Annotated in this window: 18 protein-coding genes; 12 read left to right on the top strand and 6 right to left on the bottom strand. The window is 39.5% G+C overall.

All coding sequences use genetic code 11. The annotated features are described in order from the left end of the window. Positions 1–5 precede the first annotated feature (5 nt). Both H6731_05270 and purD read right to left on the bottom strand, forming a co-directional pair. The gene (locus H6731_05270; protein ID USN51817.1) at positions 6–494 is read right to left on the bottom strand and encodes a YajQ family cyclic di-GMP-binding protein; all 489 of its coding nucleotides are present in this window, start codon (positions 492–494) and stop codon (positions 6–8) included. 14 nt (positions 495–508) lie between these two features. Next, a complete protein-coding gene (gene purD, locus H6731_05265; protein USN51816.1) occupies positions 509–1,834 on the bottom strand; it encodes a phosphoribosylamine--glycine ligase in 1,326 nt (441 codons plus the stop codon). A gap of 242 nt (positions 1,835–2,076) precedes the next feature. Between purD and H6731_05260 the strand changes: the two genes are divergently transcribed. The 7 genes from H6731_05260 to H6731_05230 all read left to right on the top strand — a co-directional run bounded on the left by H6731_05260 (position 2,077) and on the right by H6731_05230 (position 11,657). Next, positions 2,077–2,799, top strand: coding sequence for a hypothetical protein (locus H6731_05260; protein USN51815.1), 723 nt, complete (start codon positions 2,077–2,079; stop codon positions 2,797–2,799). A gap of 175 nt (positions 2,800–2,974) precedes the next feature. After that, positions 2,975–4,189, top strand: a complete 1,215-nt coding sequence (locus H6731_05255) for a dicarboxylate/amino acid:cation symporter (protein USN51814.1) — start codon at positions 2,975–2,977, stop codon at positions 4,187–4,189. A 137-nt stretch (positions 4,190–4,326) separates the two neighbouring features. Continuing rightward, positions 4,327–6,399: a sodium-translocating pyrophosphatase gene (locus H6731_05250; protein USN51946.1), complete on the top strand. Its 2,073-nt coding sequence runs from the start codon at positions 4,327–4,329 to the stop codon at positions 6,397–6,399. Between the two features lie 258 nt (positions 6,400–6,657). Next, entirely contained in the window at positions 6,658–7,779 is a 1,122-nt protein-coding gene (dnaJ, locus tag H6731_05245) for a molecular chaperone DnaJ (protein USN51813.1), read from the top strand. An 11-nt stretch (positions 7,780–7,790) separates the two neighbouring features. Continuing rightward, positions 7,791–9,530, top strand: coding sequence for a S1 RNA-binding domain-containing protein (locus tag H6731_05240; protein USN51812.1), 1,740 nt, complete (start codon positions 7,791–7,793; stop codon positions 9,528–9,530). 6 nt (positions 9,531–9,536) lie between these two features. Continuing rightward, a complete protein-coding gene (locus H6731_05235; GenBank protein ID USN51811.1) occupies positions 9,537–10,925 on the top strand; it encodes a DUF111 family protein in 1,389 nt (462 codons plus the stop codon). Positions 10,926–10,928: 3 nt separating this feature from the next. After that, the gene (locus tag H6731_05230; GenBank protein ID USN51810.1) at positions 10,929–11,657 is read left to right on the top strand and encodes a pyridoxine 5'-phosphate synthase; all 729 of its coding nucleotides are present in this window, start codon (positions 10,929–10,931) and stop codon (positions 11,655–11,657) included. On the opposite strand, the gene H6731_05225 is transcribed toward H6731_05230, so the two are convergent. Together H6731_05225 and H6731_05220 are read right to left on the bottom strand one after the other, a co-directional pair. Further along, on the bottom strand, positions 11,628–12,644 hold the full coding sequence (locus H6731_05225; GenBank protein USN51809.1) for a serine hydrolase: 1,017 nt from the start codon (positions 12,642–12,644) through the stop codon (positions 11,628–11,630). The two genes, H6731_05230 and H6731_05225, sit on opposite strands and share 30 nt — an antisense overlap. Further along, positions 12,619–13,515, bottom strand: a complete 897-nt coding sequence (locus H6731_05220) for an LD-carboxypeptidase (GenBank protein USN51808.1) — start codon at positions 13,513–13,515, stop codon at positions 12,619–12,621. Before H6731_05220 ends, H6731_05225 begins: the two co-directional genes overlap by 26 nt. Positions 13,516–13,649: 134 nt before the next feature. Here H6731_05220 and H6731_05215 point away from each other — a divergent pair, with 134 nt between their 5' ends. Continuing rightward, positions 13,650–14,345, top strand: coding sequence for an ankyrin repeat domain-containing protein (locus tag H6731_05215; GenBank protein ID USN51807.1), 696 nt, complete (start codon positions 13,650–13,652; stop codon positions 14,343–14,345). Positions 14,346–14,457: 112 nt separating this feature from the next. Here the strand turns inward: H6731_05215 and H6731_05210 are convergent, their stop codons facing one another. Beyond that, complete coding sequence (locus tag H6731_05210) at positions 14,458–14,775, bottom strand: hypothetical protein (GenBank protein USN51806.1); 318 nt, start codon at positions 14,773–14,775, stop codon at positions 14,458–14,460. Positions 14,776–15,060: 285 nt separating this feature from the next. Further along, on the bottom strand, positions 15,061–16,443 hold the full coding sequence (locus tag H6731_05205; protein USN51805.1) for an aldehyde dehydrogenase family protein: 1,383 nt from the start codon (positions 16,441–16,443) through the stop codon (positions 15,061–15,063). 75 nt (positions 16,444–16,518) lie between these two features. Between H6731_05205 and H6731_05200 the strand changes: the two genes are divergently transcribed. The 4 genes from H6731_05200 to H6731_05185 all read left to right on the top strand — a co-directional run bounded on the left by H6731_05200 (position 16,519) and on the right by H6731_05185 (position 20,160). Beyond that, on the top strand, positions 16,519–17,313 hold the full coding sequence (locus H6731_05200; protein ID USN51804.1) for an SDR family NAD(P)-dependent oxidoreductase: 795 nt from the start codon (positions 16,519–16,521) through the stop codon (positions 17,311–17,313). Positions 17,314–17,340: 27 nt separating this feature from the next. Next, entirely contained in the window at positions 17,341–17,955 is a 615-nt protein-coding gene (locus H6731_05195) for a 3-oxoacid CoA-transferase subunit B (protein ID USN51803.1), read from the top strand. A gap of 69 nt (positions 17,956–18,024) precedes the next feature. Further along, complete coding sequence (locus H6731_05190) at positions 18,025–18,588, top strand: DNA-3-methyladenine glycosylase I (GenBank protein USN51802.1); 564 nt, start codon at positions 18,025–18,027, stop codon at positions 18,586–18,588. 81 nt (positions 18,589–18,669) lie between these two features. Further along, positions 18,670–20,160: a hypothetical protein gene (locus H6731_05185; GenBank protein ID USN51801.1), complete on the top strand. Its 1,491-nt coding sequence runs from the start codon at positions 18,670–18,672 to the stop codon at positions 20,158–20,160. Positions 20,161–20,164: the final 4 nt, after the last annotated feature.

Raw genomic sequence — 20,164 nt, 5'->3', positions numbered from 1 at the left:
AAACTTTACTCTCGAAAATTGGCAAAACTTAATTCAAGAGGAAATTCATTTTGTCGAATTACTGCCATAGCTTCTTGCAGATCATCCTTTTTCTTGCCGGTGACTCTCACTGCTTCACCTTGAATCGAAGGAGTAACTTTTAAGTTTTTCTGATTTTTTATAAGTTGTACTAACTTTTTGGCATTTTCTTTATCTATACCTTTTTTGAGAACTACGTTGATTTTATAGGTGGATCCTGCTGCAGGAACAGGATCTTTATGCTCGAGAAATTTTAAAGATAATTTTCTTTTGACAAATTTATCTCGTAAAACTTCCCATATTGCTTTTACTTTATCATCGCTATTTGCACTTAGCTCAAAACCATCATTGGTTTTTTTGATAAAGCTTTGTGTGCCTCGGAAATCAAAACGTTGATTGATTTCTCTTTCAGTTTGATCGAATGCGTTTTGCACTTCATGGCTATCAATCTCAGATAAAATATCAAATGACGGCATATTTGCTCCTTGCACTAAAATAATTGACTCATATTTGTACCGATATCAGTTCGATATTGCATACCCATAAATTGGATTTTACTTATTGCCTGATACGCTTTTGCGCGAGCCTCTTCAATGCTGTGTGCCTTACTCGTAACTGACATTACTCGACCATTCTGTGCTTGCAAACAGCCCTCTTGATTGAAAGATGTGCTGGCAAAAAATATGTGAGTGTCATCGGGGAGATTCTGAGGTAACGAAAGAAGGCAGTGCTCTTGAGTCTTTGCTGGATAGGATTCGCTGGCTAGTACAACACATACCGCTTGCTCGCAGTCTATTAATTTATTTTGCCACGTTTTATGATCTATGGCTTCGTTGTGGGCTATTTGGTGAAGCAGTGGGTAAATATCGTGTTTAAGTGCAAACATGAGCGCTTGAGTTTCCGGATCACCGAAGCGAACGTTAAATTCTAAAAGATTAATGTCGTCTTTTTCCAACATGAGACCAGCATAAAGGAGTCCTTGAAAAGGTGTTCCCTGTGATGCCATAAGCCTCAGTATTGGAAGAAATATTTCATTTTTTACTCTCTCTAAAAACTGTACACGCTCTGGCTGGTTTTCACCCAAAAATGCTATGGCTCCCATACCACCGGTATTTGGACCTTTATCATTGTCGAGAAGTCGCTTGTAGTCCTGTAGGGGGCTAAACAGCACAGCGTTGTTTCCATCACAAAGGCCAAAAACAGAAACTTCGTGCCCTTTAATAAACTTTTCAACAATAAAGGTAGGTCTAGTGACACCTAAATTTTTCAAGCCATCTTCATTAAAAAGATAGTCAATATGTTCTAATGCGTGAGATTTAGATGGGGCTACGTATACTCCCTTTCCACTGCAGAGCCCATCCAATTTGATAACTAAGGGTGATTCTTCAAGTGAATGAATCCACCCTGTAGCTTTTTGAGGATCATCAAATAATTTGTACTGAGCTGTTTTTACACCGGCTATGGCGCATTGTTGCTTCATGAAATTTTTACTTGATTCAAGCAAAGCAGCATTTTTTGTTGGACCAAAAGCGGCAATATTTTCCGAGCTTAGAGCATTTTTAATTCCCTGCTCAAGCCACCATTCTGGACCGACTACCACGAGCTTTGGTTGAAGCCGCTTTATTGTTTGAACACAATCTACAATTTTATTTGATTTTAGGTTTATGCATTCAAATTCTCTGGCTATCCCAGCATTTCCACCCAGAAGAACGATGTGACGATTACGATCTTTTACTCCTTCATCATTACGTTCAAGTCTATATGCCAGCGCATGCTCACGAGCCCCATTTCCTAGGATAACAATTCTTTCAGCCATACATCACCTCGATCTGTATGGATTTTTTTTAGTACGCCTTTCGCTAACCGCAATTACAAAGGGGGTAAAATTTTACGCTCATGTAAAATGAAATTCAGTTTAATAGTCTTTTTTTATTTGTTTTTTTGATCGCCTGTCAATCACTGTAAATAATTCATCATTTAAATGAATTATTGTTGAATATTATCGAACGTTGATTATACAATTGAGGGTAGAAAAACAATAGTTTCTCGGGGGGGGGAATGTTAGCTACTAAAAACTTACTAAGCATAACCTTGTTTTCTTTGGTTACATGTGGCTTGTCTGCTTACAGCGATGAAGAAGTACAGCTGGATGTTAAAAATATTCACGTACCTAAAGGTTGGGACTCAAACGATAAAGACGTCCAGGTTATTGTTACCGGTGAGTTACCAAACACTTGTTATCGGCGCCCTTATGGCGAAGCTAAGGTTGTAGATAACCAAGTAGTGATAGACATGAAAGCTACTAAAGTGGATAAAAAAGATACGGTTTGTATTATGGCGGTAGTTCCATATATGGTTTCTGTTGAGTTAGGGCAACTTAATGAAGGCAGCTATGAAGTAGAAATAAATCCACATAGCAGTAATAAAAAGATTTCTTCTTTGTCTATAGATACACCAAGCTCGAATAGTATCGATAACTATAGCTATGCCAATGTCACAAACTTGAAGAGAAAAGGGCATAGCGACAAGTTTACATTGGAGGGTGTTCATCCAAGCAGCTGTATGAGTATTGAGCGTGTAGAAGTTATCAGTAATCAAAGCGATGATACATTTTCTGTTTTGCCAATCGTAAAGCAGGTTGCTCCCGTATGTGATCGTATGATTATGCCTTTTACCTATGATTTTGAATTGCCTGCAAAAGATAAAGAAGAAATCGTAGTTCATGTAAGAAAAATTGATGGCAATGCTGCCAATTACTCTTTCAAAAATAATACAAAATAATTTTTGTTTTGTGTTTTATATGGAAAACCGGTTTTTAGCCGGTTTTTTTATGTTTTTAATGTTTTATTATTTACTTGAAAAGCAATAATGTATTGACATATGTTTTTGCAGGATTATCATTTCGGCTATCTCTGGTAGAGTTTTATTTTTCGCGCTTAATATTTCCGGAAAGCTTATGCAGAAAAAATGGTTACCCTCTCATAATATTCTTACTATCATAGCTTTAGTGGTAGGGATTTTTAGCGCATTTTTGAATAATTCTTGGTTGTTTGATGTGGCCGAAGTTGTGGCCGATATATCCCTTCGTGTCATGAAATTGGTAGCAGTGCCTTTATTATTTTTGTCTGTTGTATCGTCTGCTTCTCACTTTGATAACTTCAATGAAATAAAAAATTTGGGCAAAAAACTTGTTAAATACACCATGCTCACCACCCTGCTTGCTGCACTTACGGCGGAATGCTTGTATTGGCTGTTGGGCTCTTACATCTTTACTACCGGGCATCTTAATGCTGAATCAGGTACGAGTAAGCCAAGTTTGCTCAATGCATTGCTCAACATGCTGCCTGATAATTTAGCTAAGGCTTTTCTTGATAACAACGTTTTAGGCCTGGTTATTATTGCAATTTGTTTGGCGCTGGCGTTGCTTACAATTAAGCCTCGCGAAAAAGAAATCGTTTTTGCTTTTTTTGGTGGTCTCTTAAATGCATTAATGAAAATTGTTCACTTCGCTTTGAAATTTCTACCTTTTTCAGTTTGGGCTTTTGTCACCTTATTAGTGCAACAAATAATTAACGAAGATACAAGCTCTATCAGTATTGTTGGTGGACTTATTATAACCGTCATTGCTGCAAATATTTTACAAGGGGTTGTCGTTATTCCGATGCTTTTAAAAGCAAAGGGTATTGCTCCGTTAAAGCTTGCATCTAGTGTGAAGGAAGCGCTGTTTTTAGCCTTTTTTACTCGCTCTTCTACTGCAACCTTGCCTGTGACGCTCGAGCATTCTATTCGTGATGCAAAAATAAGCGAGGATGTTGCGAGATTAAGCCTCCCATTATGCTCGACAATAAACATGAATGGGTGTGCTCAGTTTATTCTTTTAAGCGTTTATTTCGTTTCTGCTTTCACAGGAAATCCTTTGGCATGGTGGGAACACGTAGGCATGATCATCGTTAGCGTTGTTGCTGCGGTTGGTAATGCTGGTGTACCTATGGGTTGCTTTTTTCTTGCGAGTTCAATTTTAGCTTCTAAAAATATTCCCCTGCATCTGATGGGAAGTATTTTGCCGCTTTATACTTTTGTCGATATGATTGAAACTTCGCTCAATGTCTGGTCTGATGTGAGCGTAGCTAAGATCGTAGATAATGAAATTAACTCGAAAATAGTTTCCTAATCAAGCAGTCCTTGGTTTTTTGAGAGAGAACTTTGGGTTTACATTATATCCACAATATTTCTCACAAATTGCTGTACTTTTGACACTGAAAGAACAGTTTGAATCTTAGTGAGGGTTAAGGCATGGATATTTCTCCCATGAGCGTAGTGTTTCTTTGCGTGCTTGGAGCAGTTATTTACGCTCTTTATATGGTTCGTAGTCTAATGACTGAAAGCGCTGGTAATGAAGCCATGAAGGCGATTGCAGGGGCTATTCATGAAGGAGCCTGTGCTTATCTCAATCGCCAATACAAGGTGATTTTTTTTATTGGAGTTTTAATCGCTTTTTCTTTGACAGCTCTTCTTGGGGTTTATGTTGGCCTTGGATTTGCCGTAGGAGCCATTTTATCAGGACTTGCAGGCTACATCGGCATGCATGTATCGGTTCGCGCGAATGTTCGGACAGCACAGGCTGCGCGGGTGAGTCTTAAAAAAGCACTTAAACTTTCCTTCGATTCAGGAGCAATCACAGGACTTTTGGTGGTTGCGCTAGGGCTTTTAAGCGTGGCAGGATACTACTTTTACTTGAAAGGCCTTAGTCTTGATACCAGAACTCAGCTCGAGGCGCTCGTTTCTCTTTCATTTGGCGCATCGCTTATTTCAATATTTGCTCGTCTTGGGGGAGGAATTTTTACCAAGGGAGCTGATGTCGGTGCTGACATGGTAGGAAAAATTGAAGCTGGAATTCCCGAAGATGATCCAAGCAACCCCGCGGTAATTGCTGACAATGTTGGAGATAACGTTGGCGATTGTGCTGGAATGGCTGCAGATTTATTTGAAACTTACGTTGTTACTCTAGTAGGTACAATGCTTCTTGCCGGGATTTATTTCAAGGGACCGAGCTTAGAAAAAATGTTGCTTTTTCCCATGTTGATTGCTGGAGTATGTATAGCTGCTTCGGTTGTAGGATCTTTTTTTGTAAAACTTGGCCCGAGCGAGAACGTTATGGGAGCTTTATACAAAGGTTTTATTGCAACACTTGTATTTTCTGCAGCAGCGCTCTTTTATCTTTGCTATTCCTGGATTGGTTTCGATCAAGTTTTTTACAATGCTCAGGCCACCTTTTCTGGACAAAATTTATTTGTGTGTACTCTGATAGGCTTGGCTGTAACCGGTTTATTAATGAAGACAACTGAATATTATACAATGACACATTACCGTCCTGTAAAAAGCATTGCACTTTCATCAGCCTCTGGGCATGGAACAAATATCATTCAAGGTATAGCAATTTCCATGGAAGCAACGGCTTTGCCGGTTATCATTATCAGTGCAGGCATACTGATAGCATTTCAATCAGCGGGTCTTTTTGGAATAGCCATTGCGGCAACCACAATGCTCGCCGTAGCAGGAATGGTGGTAGCTCTCGATGCTTTTGGACCAGTGACTGATAATGCAGGTGGGATTGCTCAAATGGCAGGACTGGATAGCCAGGTCAGAAAGATCACTGATACGCTCGATGCTGTAGGCAATACCACTAAAGCTGTTACCAAGGGATATGCTATCGGTTCAGCCGGATTTGCTGCTTTGGTTCTTTTTTCAGCCTTTTTAGCCGATCTCACCTATTATTTTCCCAACATACAAATATCTTTTTCTTTGTCGGATCCTTACGTAATGACAGGACTTTTTGTCGGTGGGCTTCTGCCGTATTTATTCGGAGCTATGAGTATGATGGCGGTTGGACGAGCTGCACAATCGGTTGTGTTTGAAGTACGCAGGCAATTTGCTGATAACCCTGATTTAAAGCGCGGCATCGGCAAGGCTGATCACACGAGAGCAGTTGATATTTTAACTAAAAATGCCATCCGCGAAATGGTGTTGCCTTCCTTGTTGCCAGTTTTGGCCCCAATTTTAGCCTACGGAATCATTTATTTTCTTGTGGGCCAAACTCAAGCTTTTGTGGTATTGGGATCAATGTTATTAGGGCTTGTCATCACGGGCTTGTTCGTAGGCTTGTCCATGACCTCCGGAGGTGGCGCTTGGGACAATGCCAAAAAACACATTGAGGACGGCTTTTTTGGCGGCAAGGGATCGGAAGCTCACAAAGCAGCTATCACTGGAGATACAGTAGGAGATCCTTACAAAGATACTGCAGGTCCTGCTATTAACCCCATGATAAAAATTGCCAATATTGTTGCTTTATTACTGCTCGCGACTTTAGGGCATATCAGATAGCAAAAAGATGTGGGCTTCGCCTAAAAAACGATTTACTAGTCGCATGTGTTGCAAAAATGTTCAACTCTTAGGCGGAGCCCAGTTTATTGTTTTTTTAGAGCTACTGCATGTTGGCCTTGTGCTGAGGTTTTAGTAATTCACTGAATTTATGTGACATTATACCTTGTGTTCGAAGTCTTTTATCGGGCCCTTGTCCAAGCTTCATAAAGTGCCTAAGCTAGCCAGGTTAGAATCTCTTTTTACTTAATAGGCGAGTTTATGGCACAAGAGGATTATTACGAAATATTAGGCGTTTCGCGTGATGCGACGGAGAGTGAATTAAAAACCGCATATCGAAAGCTTGCGCATAAATACCATCCAGATAAGAATCCAGGCGATAAGAGTGCCGAGGAAAAATTTAAAAAAGCATCAGTCGCTTATGGAGTGCTCAGTGACGCTCAAAAACGAGCTCAATATGATCGTTTTGGTCATGCTGGTATGGGCGGAGGTGCTGGGCCTGAAGATTTTGCCAGTGGTATAAATATTCAAGATATTTTTGGAGATATTTTTGGAGATTTCTTTAGTGGCCAAGGCGGAGGGCGTAAGCGCAGTCGTGCCGAGCGCGGGGCAGATTTACGTTACCATCTTAATATTAAGTTTGAAGAAGCTGCTTTTGGAGTTGAAAAAGAAATTAGCATCAAACGCAAAGAGGCATGTTCTAGTTGTCAAGGAAGTGGAGCAAAGTCGGGAAGCAAACGTGAAACCTGTCACTCCTGCAATGGTGCTGGAGAGATTCGCATGCAGAAGGGATTTTTTGCAATTTCGCAATCATGTCCTACCTGCAATGGCCAAGGTTCTCGCATAACCGATCCGTGCGATGCTTGTAAAGGCTCTGGACGCCAGTCCGTAGTGCGAAAAATAAAGGTTAAAATTCCTGCAGGTATCGAGGAAGGTGTCCAGCTGCGCTACACCGGCGAGGGAGAAGGTGGTATCCAAGGTGGAGGGCGAGGAGATCTTTATGTTGCTGTTGTGATCGATCCGCATCCTATTTTTGAGCGCGAAGGCAATAATGTGTTGTGCCAGGTGCCGATTTCATTTGTACAGGCAGCGCTAGGGGCAAAGATCGACGTGCCAACCCTTGATGGAAAAGTTTCAATGAATATTCCTGCAGGCACTCAATCAGGTTCGGTTTTTAGATTGAAGGAAAAGGGCATTGTGCGAATGAGAGCATCTCATAATAACAAGCGCGGTGATCAGTTGGTGACAGTGAAGGTAGAGGTTCCTAAAAAATTAACTAATAAACAAAAAGAACTTTTAAAAGAATTTGCTGATATTTCAGAGGAAGAAACACACCCAGAACACAAAGGGTTTTTTGAAAAAGTGCGCGAACTTTTTGGATAATAGGCAATAAAATGAATGAAAAAAAAATAAGCGATAACGATGCTCCTTCTACTACCATTAAAGCAACTGCCGTTGATACCGGTCGTCGTATAGATGTAAGTGGTGCTCAAACTCGTCCTCGGGTTGTAAGGCGCTCGCCTGAAGAGAGAAATACGAGATCCTCTCATAAGCGTCGTAATGTCAATGAAGAAAAAAATAGTGCGCATGAACAAGAGCTTGTAAAAGAAGAGACTCAAGAAAAATTAGCAGCACCTCAAGAAAAAATCTTCGAGCCTAAAAAAGAAGAGCTCGTTACACCTCTATATGTTGAGCCTGTAGAGTTTGATGAAAGCGGAGATTTTGCTGAGCTTCTTGCGCAAAGTGATTTGCAAGCCAACCAACTTCAGGTGAGGCTTGGTGATAAAGTAGCGGGCGTTATTGTTCATATTGGCGAAGAAAACTCGTTTGTTTCTTTGGATGCTAAGTTAGAAGCAGCCATATCAACTTCAGAATTACGCGATAAAAATGGTCATCTCGTTTATCACCTAGGTGATAAAATTTCTGGCTATGTAAGTTCTGTGACAGGCGGCGTCACTATTTCTAACAATATTGCTCAATCTGGTTTGGATGAAGCGATGTTGCAAGAAGCTCATGCCAAAGGTGTAGCTGTGGAAGGAAAAGTCATTAGCGTTAATAAAGGTGGATTTGATATTCAAATCTCCGGGAAACGCGCTTTTTGTCCAGTCGGCCAGATCGACAATAAGTTTGTAGAAAATACGGCTAGCTTTGTCGGTAGAACTTTGCCTTTTTTAATCGAACGCATTGAAGAAAATGGTCGTAACATAGTTGTTTCAAGAAGAGCTCTTTTAGAAAGACAACGAGCAGAGCAAGCCTTGAATGTGATCAAAGACTTAGAGGTTGGCAAGAAATATGATGCGGTAATTACTCGCGTTGCAGATTTTGGCGCTTTTGCTGATATAGGTGGGCTCGAAGGATTGATACCGCGATCTGAAATTTCTCATGGCCGAATCGATCGTGTTTCAGATGTACTTTCTTCTAATGACCCTGTTCAAGTTGTAGTTTTGAGTTTTGAATTAAATAAAGATAACCCTAAAAATTCGCGTTTAAGTTTTTCCCTCAAAAAAACCAAAGAAGATCCTTATACGCTTTATTGGGATCAAATTAAGGAAGGCGCAACGTTGGAAGGGCGTGTAGTGCGTTTAGAAGCTTTTGGTGCCTTTGTGGAATTGTTTCCAGGAATAGATGGCCTGATCCATATCTCTGAGCTTTCGCAAAATCGTGTGGCGCATCCTAAGGAAGTCCTTTCCATTGGAGACCCCGTAACTGTGCACGTGATCAGCGTCAATGATGAAGAAAAGCGCATAGGTCTTTCTTTACGCGAAGCGGTGAGCCGTAAAAAGCCAGGAGAGTCAGTAGAGGTTAAAGTTGAGCGTGGTCAAAAATTTTCTGGCGTTGTTTCTCGCATTGAACGCTATGGAATTTTTGTTGAGCTTGATAACGGAGCAACCGCTCTTTTGCCACAGTCTGAGACAGCGCTGCCTAAAAATGCAGATTTGTCTAAGTCATTTAGTATTGGTGAAAAAATTGAAGTAGCTGTTATCGATGTTGATCAGCAAAACCGAGTTCGAGTATCTCAGATTGCTCGTCAAAAGATGGATGAGCGAGATAGCTACCTACAATTTTCAGCCAAAGAAAATGAAAAAAGTGGCGGTTTTGGTACTTTTGCAGATTTATTGAAAAAACGGAAATAATGTTTCATGTTGCCCGGATTTCTACATTTCGATTTGCGTCGTGGCTGCAGTGCAGATAAGTTGTTGTCGTCTTTAATCGCGTTAGTTGGCGACTATAAGATTTTTGAATCAGCTTTTAAGCAGATCGGGATGTCCGAAATAAATCTGGTTGCCATCAAGGACGCTGTCAATGGTTTGAAAGGGCAGGTTATTCAGTTTTATGTAGATGACATACTTATTAAGCGCGACGTGAGAGAGGCATCTAAAAATTGCGACAACTTGCAAAAAAATTTTCCGCGATGGCATGTGCAAAAAAATACAGTTTGCAATTTGAGTGATAATAAAAAAACTTTAGAAAATTTTTCTCAAGTTTTTTCTCGACATCAATTCGTCGAAGCTTGTTTAAATCAGCAAAAAATTTCTTTGAGCGAAATTGAACAATTATTTGATCATCCAAAGCTCAAGCCTGAAGTTTCGGCGCTAGCGATAAAAATTTTAGAAAATCTTTATTGTGATGATTTCGTGAGTCAGAAGCTATCGGGCATGGAAGCCCTATGGACTTTTTGTCACCTGTTCACGCTCGTGGTTGCCATAAATAGTCTTGATCCAAAATATATAAGTGCAACTAAAATTTATTTTGGTTGTGAAAAATTTATTGATGATAAAATTTCTGGCTTGCATCTTGCCCACCCAGTTTGGATTCAGCAAGTTTTACGCATGGTGCCATCTTTTGAGTGCAGCGAGAAAATTGACTTAGATGTTTTAGCCCTTTCTTTTGTTAAAACTTTGGTAGGACATTTTGGACCTCGCGGTGAGTCAGTAATTTTGCAGCTTGGAATAGGTCTGTCACCAAAGAGTGATCATATTTCATTTCAATTTGTTGAAGCATTGTGGTGCGAAGCAAATCTCCCACAAAGCATGAATGAAATTGGCCCCACGAATTATGCTCGAGTCAGCATGCGATATAAAATAGAGGGCTTAGTTCCATCTACTCAAGATATTTCATCACTAGCATCGATGATGTCGCTTCATAAAGCTCAATCCTTGTCATATTCTTTGGTACATGCTGAGGGAAATAATTGTTTTTACCTTGTGCGCTTTAGTGTGAGTGACGAGTATAAGCGCGAAGCTATTGAAGCTTTTTTAATTAAAGCTCACGCCCAAAATGTGAGTGTGAGCATCATAGAGCACCATCAATTAAACAAACGTATAGTCAGTGTCCCCTTAGGAAAAGGTAATAAAACAAGCTCTTCACGATTTTATGAATACATTTACCTCGATAAAGTTGTTCGAGTTGAACCTCACAAAGAAGATCTTGATTTTTATATTAAAAATACCGATCTGAGCGTAGAGGTAGCACGGGCAGATTTGCTCTTAGCTTGGAAAAAATGGCGTGGCCGTATAGTTGAGGAATAAGTTATGACTAAATTAAGCGTCAATGTAAATAAATTTGCCACCTTGAGAAATGCTCGTGGAGGAAATAATCCTGACGTGCTTAAAATGGTTTTATTGATCGAGAGTTTGGGAGTGGATGGTATTACTGTCCATCCAAGGCCGGATGAGCGTCATATAAAAAAATCCGATGTCTATCTTTTAAAGAATAATCTTAAGACGGAATTTAATATCGAGGGCTATCCATCAAAAGATTTTATAGCCTTGGTTAATGAAATCAGACCCGAGCAGGTTACGCTCGTTCCTGATCCACCGCATGTTATTACTTCAAATGCGGGCTTTAAACTTCAGGAAGATTTTTTGAAGGTCAAGCACGCTGTTGCCTCAATAAAGCCCAGCGGTGCTCGCGTATCTCTTTTTATCGAACCGCTTGATTTTAAACATCGCTCTTTAGACATAATCAAAGAGACCGGTGCTGATAGAGTAGAGCTTTATACAGAGCGTTATGCTTCATCGCCAAAAGATAGCCACGTCCTCGAAGATTATTATCGGATGGCGCATGGCGTTAAGAAACTTGGTATGGGTATTAATGCTGGGCACGATCTCGATTTAGATAATTTGGGAGCACTGCTTGATGCCATTCCTATTATTGACGAAGTATCCATTGGGCATGCATTGGTGTGCGATGCTTTGATCATGGGGATAAAAGAAACTATTTCCAAGTATTTAGCGATCGCTCATAAAGCGCGCAGCTAAGCTATGAATTTTCATTCGTAAATTAAAAATTTCACTAGGCTCTTTTGATGAGAAGACACGGTTAGTGAGCAGAGCTATGCTCATGCCTGGTTTTTTATGGCTCTGGGGATCTACCCATAAAGAAGTTCCGCTAAAACCAAAATGTCCGAAAGCATGTGGTGAAAGTGCCTGTGTGCTGCCTTTGCTGTTGCTTTGAAAAAATCCTAAGTGTTTTTGCGCAAAATACTTTATACATTCCTGGATGGAATCACTCGGATTTTTATAGCACCGTAAAAAGTATTCTCCCAAAAAAGCCACCTGATCGAGTGTGGCAAAAATTCCAGCATGCCCTGCTATGCCACCAAGATAATAACAATTGTCATCATGCACGCGCGCTCGATTATCTGTTGAGGTTTGCGCTATGAAAGAGCTGGTGGTACTCGATTCAGATGGTAGCCAGCTTAGGCGTTTCAGTCCTAAGCTTTTCCAAGAATCGCAAAAAAGAGCAAAAAGCGGTCTTTTTAAGCGCTGCTCAAGCAAATAGCCCAAGGCTAAAAAATTCAGATCTGAATAAGTATGCTTTTCTCCCACTGAATAAAGTGGTTTTTGTTTGAACAGTGCATCAAAAATAATTTGTCTATTGAGTGAGAAATTATTTTCGCTGATACCTGCGAGTTCATAAAATTTTATATGATTTTTTAGGCCTGAAGTGTGATTAAGCAGAGATTCTATGGTGATTAAAGGCCAACAAGCAAAAGGTCTTTCATTAAGTGCAATTTTTTCTGTAGCCACGGCATGAGCCACTGCAATTGTTGTGCCTAAAATTTTTGTTAATGAAGCCAGATCATAAATGCTTGCTTTGCTGGTAGCATTATTTTTTTTTGAGTATCCACAATGAATAACAATTTTTTCATTGCCACAGATCACACTCAAAGAGATTGACGTGGCAAGGTTTTGATCGATGGCAAGATTGATTTCACGTTCAAGTTGATATCTGAGTGTGGTCATGCTGTTCACTGTATTTCAGAGTAAAAATTCTTTCGTTTACGCGAGAAATTGTTGATAGCGCACCGAAAAGCAAAGGCCAATTGGGTTTTTCATGGCCAAAGATGGGCCAATCAAAAAGTGCAAGACCAAGTTCTTTGGCTAAGGGTATAAAACTTTGTTCGATAATTTGAGCTCTATCTTGATTAAAGTGTCCAATTACGAGTGCTTTTAGCCCATAAAAACAGCCAGCATTTTTAAGCTGCTGCAGTGCGCGAAAGACCTTGTAGTGCGGCTCATTGATTTCTTCTAAGCAAAGAATTTTTCGTTGAAAAAACTGAGGATTTATTGCCCCCATCAAAGATTGCAAAGAAATTAAGTTCATCACAATTAACTCGCCTTGAATGTGGTCAAAGAGACAAGGGGTGAGACTTTTTAAAGGAGAGTAGCTAAGCTCTTCAGCTTTTTTGTTAAGCAGATATTTTATTTGCTCGAGGTTCGCTCGCTTTGCATCGCTTAGATCAAAAAAAATTGGACCATGAATGCCGATGCGCTTAGAGTGATAGTTTCTTAAAAAGTGAATAATTGTTGCGTCAGAGTAACCGATCAAAGGTGGACCATGTCGCGGTATTTCTTGATAATCGTGCAAAAATTCAATGGCGCCACATCCTCCACGGGTGCACCATAGAGCATCAACATCTAATTTATCGGCCTCATAGAGTTCCTCTAAGCGCTCATGTTTACTGCCGTTTAAAAAAAGCGGTGTCCCAATGCGATGTGCGCTTTCAGAAATAATTTCTATGTCGAGTTTGCGAGCAGTCTTGATAGATTGCTCAAGCGTTTCAGATTCAAATGTGCCGCTTGGAGATACAAGTGCAATTTTTAATGGACTCATGGGTCAACCTCAAATGACTGGTTGAAGTACAGATCGAGTAGCTTATATACGCAATAAAACAAGTTGTAAGCTGTTTAACAAAATGAAAACTACTTTGTGCACAGGTTTTTCGAGTAGTTTGTACTGGAGTGAAAATGAGAAGCTCTTTATTGTTGTTTTACATCATTTTTTTAAATGCCCTTAATCTGACGGCTACGGATGAGGCACAGGTGTGGAAAAGCCCTCGGGTTGAGATGAGAAAAAAAATACAAACTCTACGCAAAGGTGATAGTGATTCATTTAAAAAATTACTTGCTCAAGATCTATCAGACATTGATAAGGAATTTGAAGGGTTAACTTTATTGCAGCATGCTTTGGATGCAAGAAAGCCCAACTGTGAAATTATTAAATTTCTTTTACATAATAAATGTAATCCTAATGCGGGAATCCAAAAGCATTACGGCGGAAATAGTTTTCATCCAGTCAATTTTTATGAAGGCTACAGCGCATGTCATATCGCAGTGCGAAACAAAGTTTCACAGGAAATTTTGCAGATTTTATGGGAGTACGGCGGAGATTTTTTTAGAGAAGATAAAGAAGGCTGGACGCCTTTAAAGGTCGCTCAACAAAAAAAATTAAAGAAGGTGCTCAAATTTTTTAATGAGAATAATTTTATAAAAGAAAAAAATGAAAACTCATCTGCAATCGATGACAAAAATACTGAGAAATTTGTAGGTAGTGAATTTCAGACTGAGCCACACTATTATCCAGAGTACGACTCGCTGCATATCAGTTATCAGACTGTAATGCTGTTTATATTGACAGTTATCTATGCCTTCTACACGTGTTGATCTGCTTGAAAAAAATATCTCTTTGATAAAAATTTAGCGAAGTCTTGCCTATTAATTAAAGTAAAACAGCCCCTGTAAGGGGCTTGTTAGATTTATCAACGATAATTCAGTATTAATCGCAGGATTCTTTATATTCACATTTGTAGGTTGCCCTATACTTGCATGACCGTTTGCCATCCCATCTTTTGTTATATTCAGCATCGGCATTCCAATATCGGTAGTTGAGATATCTGTACATACAGGATGGATTCCTTTGCTCGAGATTCCGAATATATTCCCTACAATTATTCTGCGCATCGTTTGCTATTCGGGCATCACCACAGTTTGTTACGCCACTTCCCTCCATAAACATGTCAGGAGAAGTTCTCATAGCACAAAATGTATTCGCAGAAAAAAATATTAAACCAGACAAAATTATCAAGTTTTTCATTGTGATTTCCTTTTTAAAATGATGATGGTGCTTCAATTCCAGCTAAAGAACGCCGCGTTAAAGCATTAGTTTTGCTTCCTTAGTGACTGTATGAATAAAATTGTTTCACTTTTGAAAAGAATATAAAAACTTTTGCTTAGCTGAATAGAAATAGGCGCTTAGTGCATAACTATTAGATGACTACAAAGTACAAAGAATCTATGAACTAGCTCGCTAATGCAAGATTGTGTATCAAACGATTAGAAAAATGACTTACTATTTAAAATTTGATTTATTTTACAGCCTCTAAAGAACTAAGCGGGCTATGTTGAGTTTAGCTTTAGAGTAAGGTGGATACTTGATAGGATTGTCGAGTATGTTTGCGCGTTTGTGTACAGCGCGCATGTGGCTAAAAGTTTCGAAACCAAATTGACCATGATAGGATCCGATTCCGCTATGACGAACACCGCCAAATGGTAGTCCACCGATAGCTACTTGGCTTATGCAATCATTGATTGCTACACTACCCGATAAAGTTTGATCGCATATATTTTTAATGGTCTTTTGTTTTTTAGAAAAAATGTAGAGCGCCAAAGGGTGGTTGCGTTGATTTATTTTGTTGATGGCATTATCGATATTTTTAATTTCGATCAAAGGCAAAATCGGGCCAAAGATCTCTTCTTGCATGACCGGAGCGGTTTCATGAACATCGATCAAAATAGTGGGTTCTATAAAACGTGTTGTCACGTTGTATTTTCCGCCACAAGCAATCCGAGCTTGAGGTAAATAGTTGATCAGTCGTTCTGTATGTCTTTGATTGATAATTCTTCCATAATCGGGACTGTTTTCTGGGTTAGTTCCAAACATCTTTTCTAGATATTTTTTTGCAGCTTTAACAAATGCTGGGATTAAGTTTTTGTTAATAAGAACATAGTCAGGAGCAATGCAGGTTTGGCCAGCGTTGAGAGACTTAGCCCACATTATTCGTTTGGCGGCTAAATCAATATCAACGTTATCATCGATAATAACGGGGCATTTTCCGCCAAGCTCTAGAGTGACTGGTGTGAGATTTTTGGCGGCATTTTCCATAACGATTTTTCCAATCTCAGTGCTTCCAGTGTAAAAAATATGATCGAAAGGAGTTTTTGTCAGTGCACTCGCTAAATGCATATCGCCATTTAAAACTCTGAAACAATTTTTATCGAGATAATCATGGATCAGATCATGAATGACTTGTTCAGAGGCGGCTGCAAGTTCAGAAGGTTTGATCAAAGCACAATTGCCCGCAGCAATAGTACAGACCAAGGGTGCTAAAGAAAGTTGAAAAGGATAATTCCACGGTGCAATGATTAGCACCACACCTTTGGGACTAGGTTGAATATAGGATTGTCCAGGTTGAAATGTGATAGGCGTAGGCACAAAGCGTTTTTGGCTCCATTTTCCAATGGAAGCAAGAGCACTTTTAATTTCTTCTTTTATGAAAGCTATTTCACAGACATAAGATTCAAATGAACTTTTTCCTAAATCATATTTGAGCGCTTTTGTAATGCGTACTTCATTGTCATCAATCGCCGTCAAAAGTTTGCGCAGTGCTGAACGACGAGCATCTATGGAAAGTAAAACACCTGAGTGGTGTGAATCTCGCAACTGCTTGAGAACAGGGGCGATAAGGCTTTCATGGGGATTCATAAAACCTCACTAAGATCTTAATTAGATTTTTGTAAAAAGCCTAGTTCACAAAAAGTATTCGGCAAAGGATGTTGTATGAATAAATTTAAAGATCAGCTTGCATGGATTACCGGTGCAAGTTCAGGAATTGGGGCTGCACTAGCTCGTGAACTAGCTCGAGAAGGGGCGATAGTTGCTCTATCAGCTCGTCGAATTGATAGGCTCAATGAACTTAAAAATGAAATAGGTGAGCAAGCTTATATTTATCCACTTGATGTGCAAAACAAAGAAGACGTAGAAAAAACTGTCCAAGAAATAATCAAAGACCATGGAAAACTTGATGTAGTTATTGCTAATGCTGGCTATGGAGTAGTGAGTCCTTTCGAAAAAATTTCTGAAAGCATGTGGCGAAAACAATTTGATACCAATGTGTTTGGTGTGATTTGGACTTTGCAGGCTGCGATTCCCTATTTGAAAGAATCTAAAGGCCGAGCTGCCATCATGACGAGCGTGGCGGGAAAACTTGCTATTGCTCATACTGCAGCTTATTCATCGTCAAAATATGCACTCATTGGTATAGCCAACGCGCTTTACCAAGAACTTGCTCCGTATGGAATTTCTGTCACAAATATTGCTCCAGGTTTTATCGAGTCAGAAATTTTTAAAGTAGATAATTGGGGGCATTTGGATCCGAGTAAATCTAAGGCTTCAAGAAGTTTATTGCGTTGGCCCTCAAATAAAGCTGCCAAAGTTATGCTGAGGGCTATTCACGAAAGAAAACGCGAGGCTGTTATTACCGGACATGGAAAAGTAGCGGCATTTTTAGGCACGCATCTTGCACCTTTGACTTATTGGGGGTTATCAAAAATAGGAGTGAAAGGAAGTCATTAGAAGGTGGAATCGCTCTAGGAGAATAAAATGCCCTTTAGTCGCGAACAGATGGCACAGATTGTTGCCGATATGATTATTGATGGGCAGACCTTGAATTTAGGTATTGGCATGCCCACTATGGTTGCTGATTATCTTGAGCATCGTCCGCTCATGATTCATTCAGAAAATGGTTTGTTAGGAATGGGTCCTTATCCATTTGAGCATGAAGTGGATGCGCAGATTATCAATGCTGGCAAAGAGACGGTAAGCATCAAAAAAGGTGGTTCAACTTTTGATTCAAGCTTTTCTTTTGGCATGATTCGTGGTGGACATATCGATGTAGCCGTTTTGGGAGCTATGCAAGTTTCGAAAAATGGTGACCTTGCCAACTGGCAAATTCCCGGTAAAAAGGTCACGGGTATGGGGGGAGCGATGGATTTGGCCTTGGGTGCTAAAAAATTAATCATTATGATGCAGCATTTTGATAAAAACCATCAACCTAAATTGGTAAAAGAGTGCAGTCTACCGCTCACAGCTCGAGGGTGTGTCGATGTAGTCGTGACTGACTATGGGGTTTTTAATATCAATAAAGAATCAGGGCAATTTGAAATTGTTCAGTTAGCCCCAGAAATTGATAAAAATAATAATTCGTTATTTGGCTGATGTATTAGTATAAAAATTATCTAAAAATAATTTAATTTATAAAATACATTGAATAGATGAGGTTTTAATATGGAACGCTGCTTTGGAGGTGAAACGGGAAGTTTATATGCAAATTATCATGACTATGAGTGGGGAGTGCCGGTCCACAATGATAATCGCCTTTTTGAAATGTTGACCCTTGAGGGAGCGCAGGCAGGTTTAAGCTGGGAAACAGTGCTCAAGAAACGAGAAGCTTATCAGGCGGCATTTTATAATTTTGATATAAAAAAAGTTGCCGCCATGAGTGATGCTCAGTTGCGAAAATTAATGCTCAATCAAAATCTCATTAGAAACCGCCTTAAAATTTTTAGCACCCGAAAGAATGCTTGCGTTGCTCTTGATATTCAAAAGGAGTTTGGTTCGTTTAATAATCATCTTTGGAGTTTTGTCAGCCATAAAACTACGGTGAATTACTGGAAAAGCAACGACGAGGTTCCAGTGCAAAGCGATGAAAGCAGCGCTTTGTCTAAGGATCTAAAAAAGCGCGGTATGAGCTTTGTAGGGCCCACTATTATCTATGCATTTATGCAGGCCATTGGCATGGTAAATGATCATCTTGCAGATTGCCCTTCAAAGAAAATTAAACTTATTTAGATAATTCATTCTGAGCTTAAGGCAAGGCTGTTACCAAAAAGTCCGCTTTAAAACTATTCAAATTTATGAACCATCCCATGAGTGAAGCTTATGCTATGCACCTATCTCATTTTATTTTTGACGATTATTGCGCATTCACAATTAAGTTTTGCGACTGATGGCTTTAAAATTGGGCTTTTCGATTTTGCCAAGGTTGGTCATCAAAGTGAAGGTGAGCCATATACGCTTGATAAGATAGTAGTCAATTCTATCGAGTCAGGATTAGAAGTTCGCAAAAAACTCCTGGAATTATATGTAGCGCGCAAAAATATGCACATTCATGCGCTTCATCTTTTGCCAGAGATAAATATTTATGCAGCAGCACAGGCTGGCATAGACAGGGCAGCAAGCTTAGAAGCGCTTGTTCCATTGGTTGGTTTTTTATTGCCAAGTCGTTGGTTTAATCTGCATGCTTCACGGCATTTGAAAAAAGCAGAAGAGCATAGTTTAGCAAGCATTATGGGAAATTCTGCTCAACATGTTCAGAATCTCTATTTAGATATCCAACGGCAGATTTGGCTGATCAGTGTTTTAGAATTTTACAGCCATGAACTCGATAGATTCATTAAATTTTTTCAAGATGAACGCGAGAGAGGATTAATACGCGTGAGTGAGGGAGATATTCAGGCACTAAAAAATATGCAAGGCCGATTTTTAAGTGACCGAGCATTTGTCGACGGTCTTTCAGCTTCAATACCAAAACTTGCAGCTGCTATGGGGTTTAGTCCTGAAATAGACTGGTCTGAGTTGCCGGTGGAGGCAATGCAAATTAAAACTCTGGGAGATGTTTATAAAAGACACTATTCAGAATTTTGGGAACTCGCCTATGAACGCTCTACAGAGCTTGCAACAGTTCGCGAACTTATTACTGCAGCACACAGTCAAAGACGAGCACTCTATTTAGATCCGCTCGATCCTGACTCAGGCAATAATCTTGGTCTTATGATGGCGCCACGGATCAAAAGTACCCGTACCAATGTGCTTCTTCTCATTAATAAATTAAAACAAACTGCCATCCAACTGGGTACTGCAATACAGGATGAGCTCAACAACTATAATGATGCGGTAGACTCTCTATCGGCTTTAAAAGAAAGCCTTGAATCATTACATGGAATGAAAAAAGAAATAGAAAAAAAATTAAATAACAGATATTCGCCAATTGATTTTAATAAAGTTATAAGACTTTTAGAATATTCAGAAATTACGGCAACAGACTATATAAAATATTATTTTTCACTTAAAGAAGCTGAAGCTAAGCTTAATCGGCTCACTTGGAACGGCGAAATTTATAAAATTGTAAATGATTACCGGGAAAATGAGATACCAAAAATGTTGAAAGAGATCAGGAAAGAGCAATCTTTGCGCCATAGGATAAAAAGAAAAGTGAAAAAAATTATTCCTTCTTGTCTAGAAGCAACACATGAAAATAGAGTATTAGATTTTAGTTCTGCTTGTATGCCTGAGCATGCATTAAGAAGTTGCCGTCAGCGAATTATGGAACAGCAACCTCTCTTTAACCACGCGGCCAAATAGTTTG

The sequence above is a fragment of the Myxococcales bacterium genome, assembly GCA_023898405.1.
GTDB lineage: Bacteria > Myxococcota > UBA727 > UBA727 > JABDBI01.
Note: the sequence above shows the minus strand (reverse complement) of the source record. Positions and strands in the feature narration are given on the sequence as shown.

Bases quoted from the DNA above. Each gene is read 5' to 3' on its own strand.
- H6731_05270 (USN51817.1), bottom strand. From the start codon at position 494: ATGCCGTCATTTGATATTTTATCTGAGATTGATAGCCATGAAGTGCAA.
- purD (USN51816.1), bottom strand. From the start codon at position 1,834: ATGGCTGAAAGAATTGTTATCCTAGGAAATGGGGCTCGTGAGCATGCG.
- H6731_05260 (USN51815.1), top strand. From the start codon at position 2,077: ATGTTAGCTACTAAAAACTTACTAAGCATAACCTTGTTTTCTTTGGTT.
- H6731_05255 (USN51814.1), top strand. From the start codon at position 2,975: ATGCAGAAAAAATGGTTACCCTCTCATAATATTCTTACTATCATAGCT.
- H6731_05250 (USN51946.1), top strand. From the start codon at position 4,327: ATGAGCGTAGTGTTTCTTTGCGTGCTTGGAGCAGTTATTTACGCTCTT.
- dnaJ (USN51813.1), top strand. From the start codon at position 6,658: ATGGCACAAGAGGATTATTACGAAATATTAGGCGTTTCGCGTGATGCG.
- H6731_05240 (USN51812.1), top strand. From the start codon at position 7,791: ATGAATGAAAAAAAAATAAGCGATAACGATGCTCCTTCTACTACCATT.
- H6731_05235 (USN51811.1), top strand. From the start codon at position 9,537: ATGTTGCCCGGATTTCTACATTTCGATTTGCGTCGTGGCTGCAGTGCA.
- H6731_05230 (USN51810.1), top strand. From the start codon at position 10,929: ATGACTAAATTAAGCGTCAATGTAAATAAATTTGCCACCTTGAGAAAT.
- H6731_05225 (USN51809.1), bottom strand. From the start codon at position 12,644: ATGACCACACTCAGATATCAACTTGAACGTGAAATCAATCTTGCCATC.
- H6731_05220 (USN51808.1), bottom strand. From the start codon at position 13,515: ATGAGTCCATTAAAAATTGCACTTGTATCTCCAAGCGGCACATTTGAA.
- H6731_05215 (USN51807.1), top strand. From the start codon at position 13,650: ATGAGAAGCTCTTTATTGTTGTTTTACATCATTTTTTTAAATGCCCTT.
- H6731_05210 (USN51806.1), bottom strand. From the start codon at position 14,775: ATGAAAAACTTGATAATTTTGTCTGGTTTAATATTTTTTTCTGCGAAT.
- H6731_05205 (USN51805.1), bottom strand. From the start codon at position 16,443: ATGAATCCCCATGAAAGCCTTATCGCCCCTGTTCTCAAGCAGTTGCGA.
- H6731_05200 (USN51804.1), top strand. From the start codon at position 16,519: ATGAATAAATTTAAAGATCAGCTTGCATGGATTACCGGTGCAAGTTCA.
- H6731_05195 (USN51803.1), top strand. From the start codon at position 17,341: ATGCCCTTTAGTCGCGAACAGATGGCACAGATTGTTGCCGATATGATT.
- H6731_05190 (USN51802.1), top strand. From the start codon at position 18,025: ATGGAACGCTGCTTTGGAGGTGAAACGGGAAGTTTATATGCAAATTAT.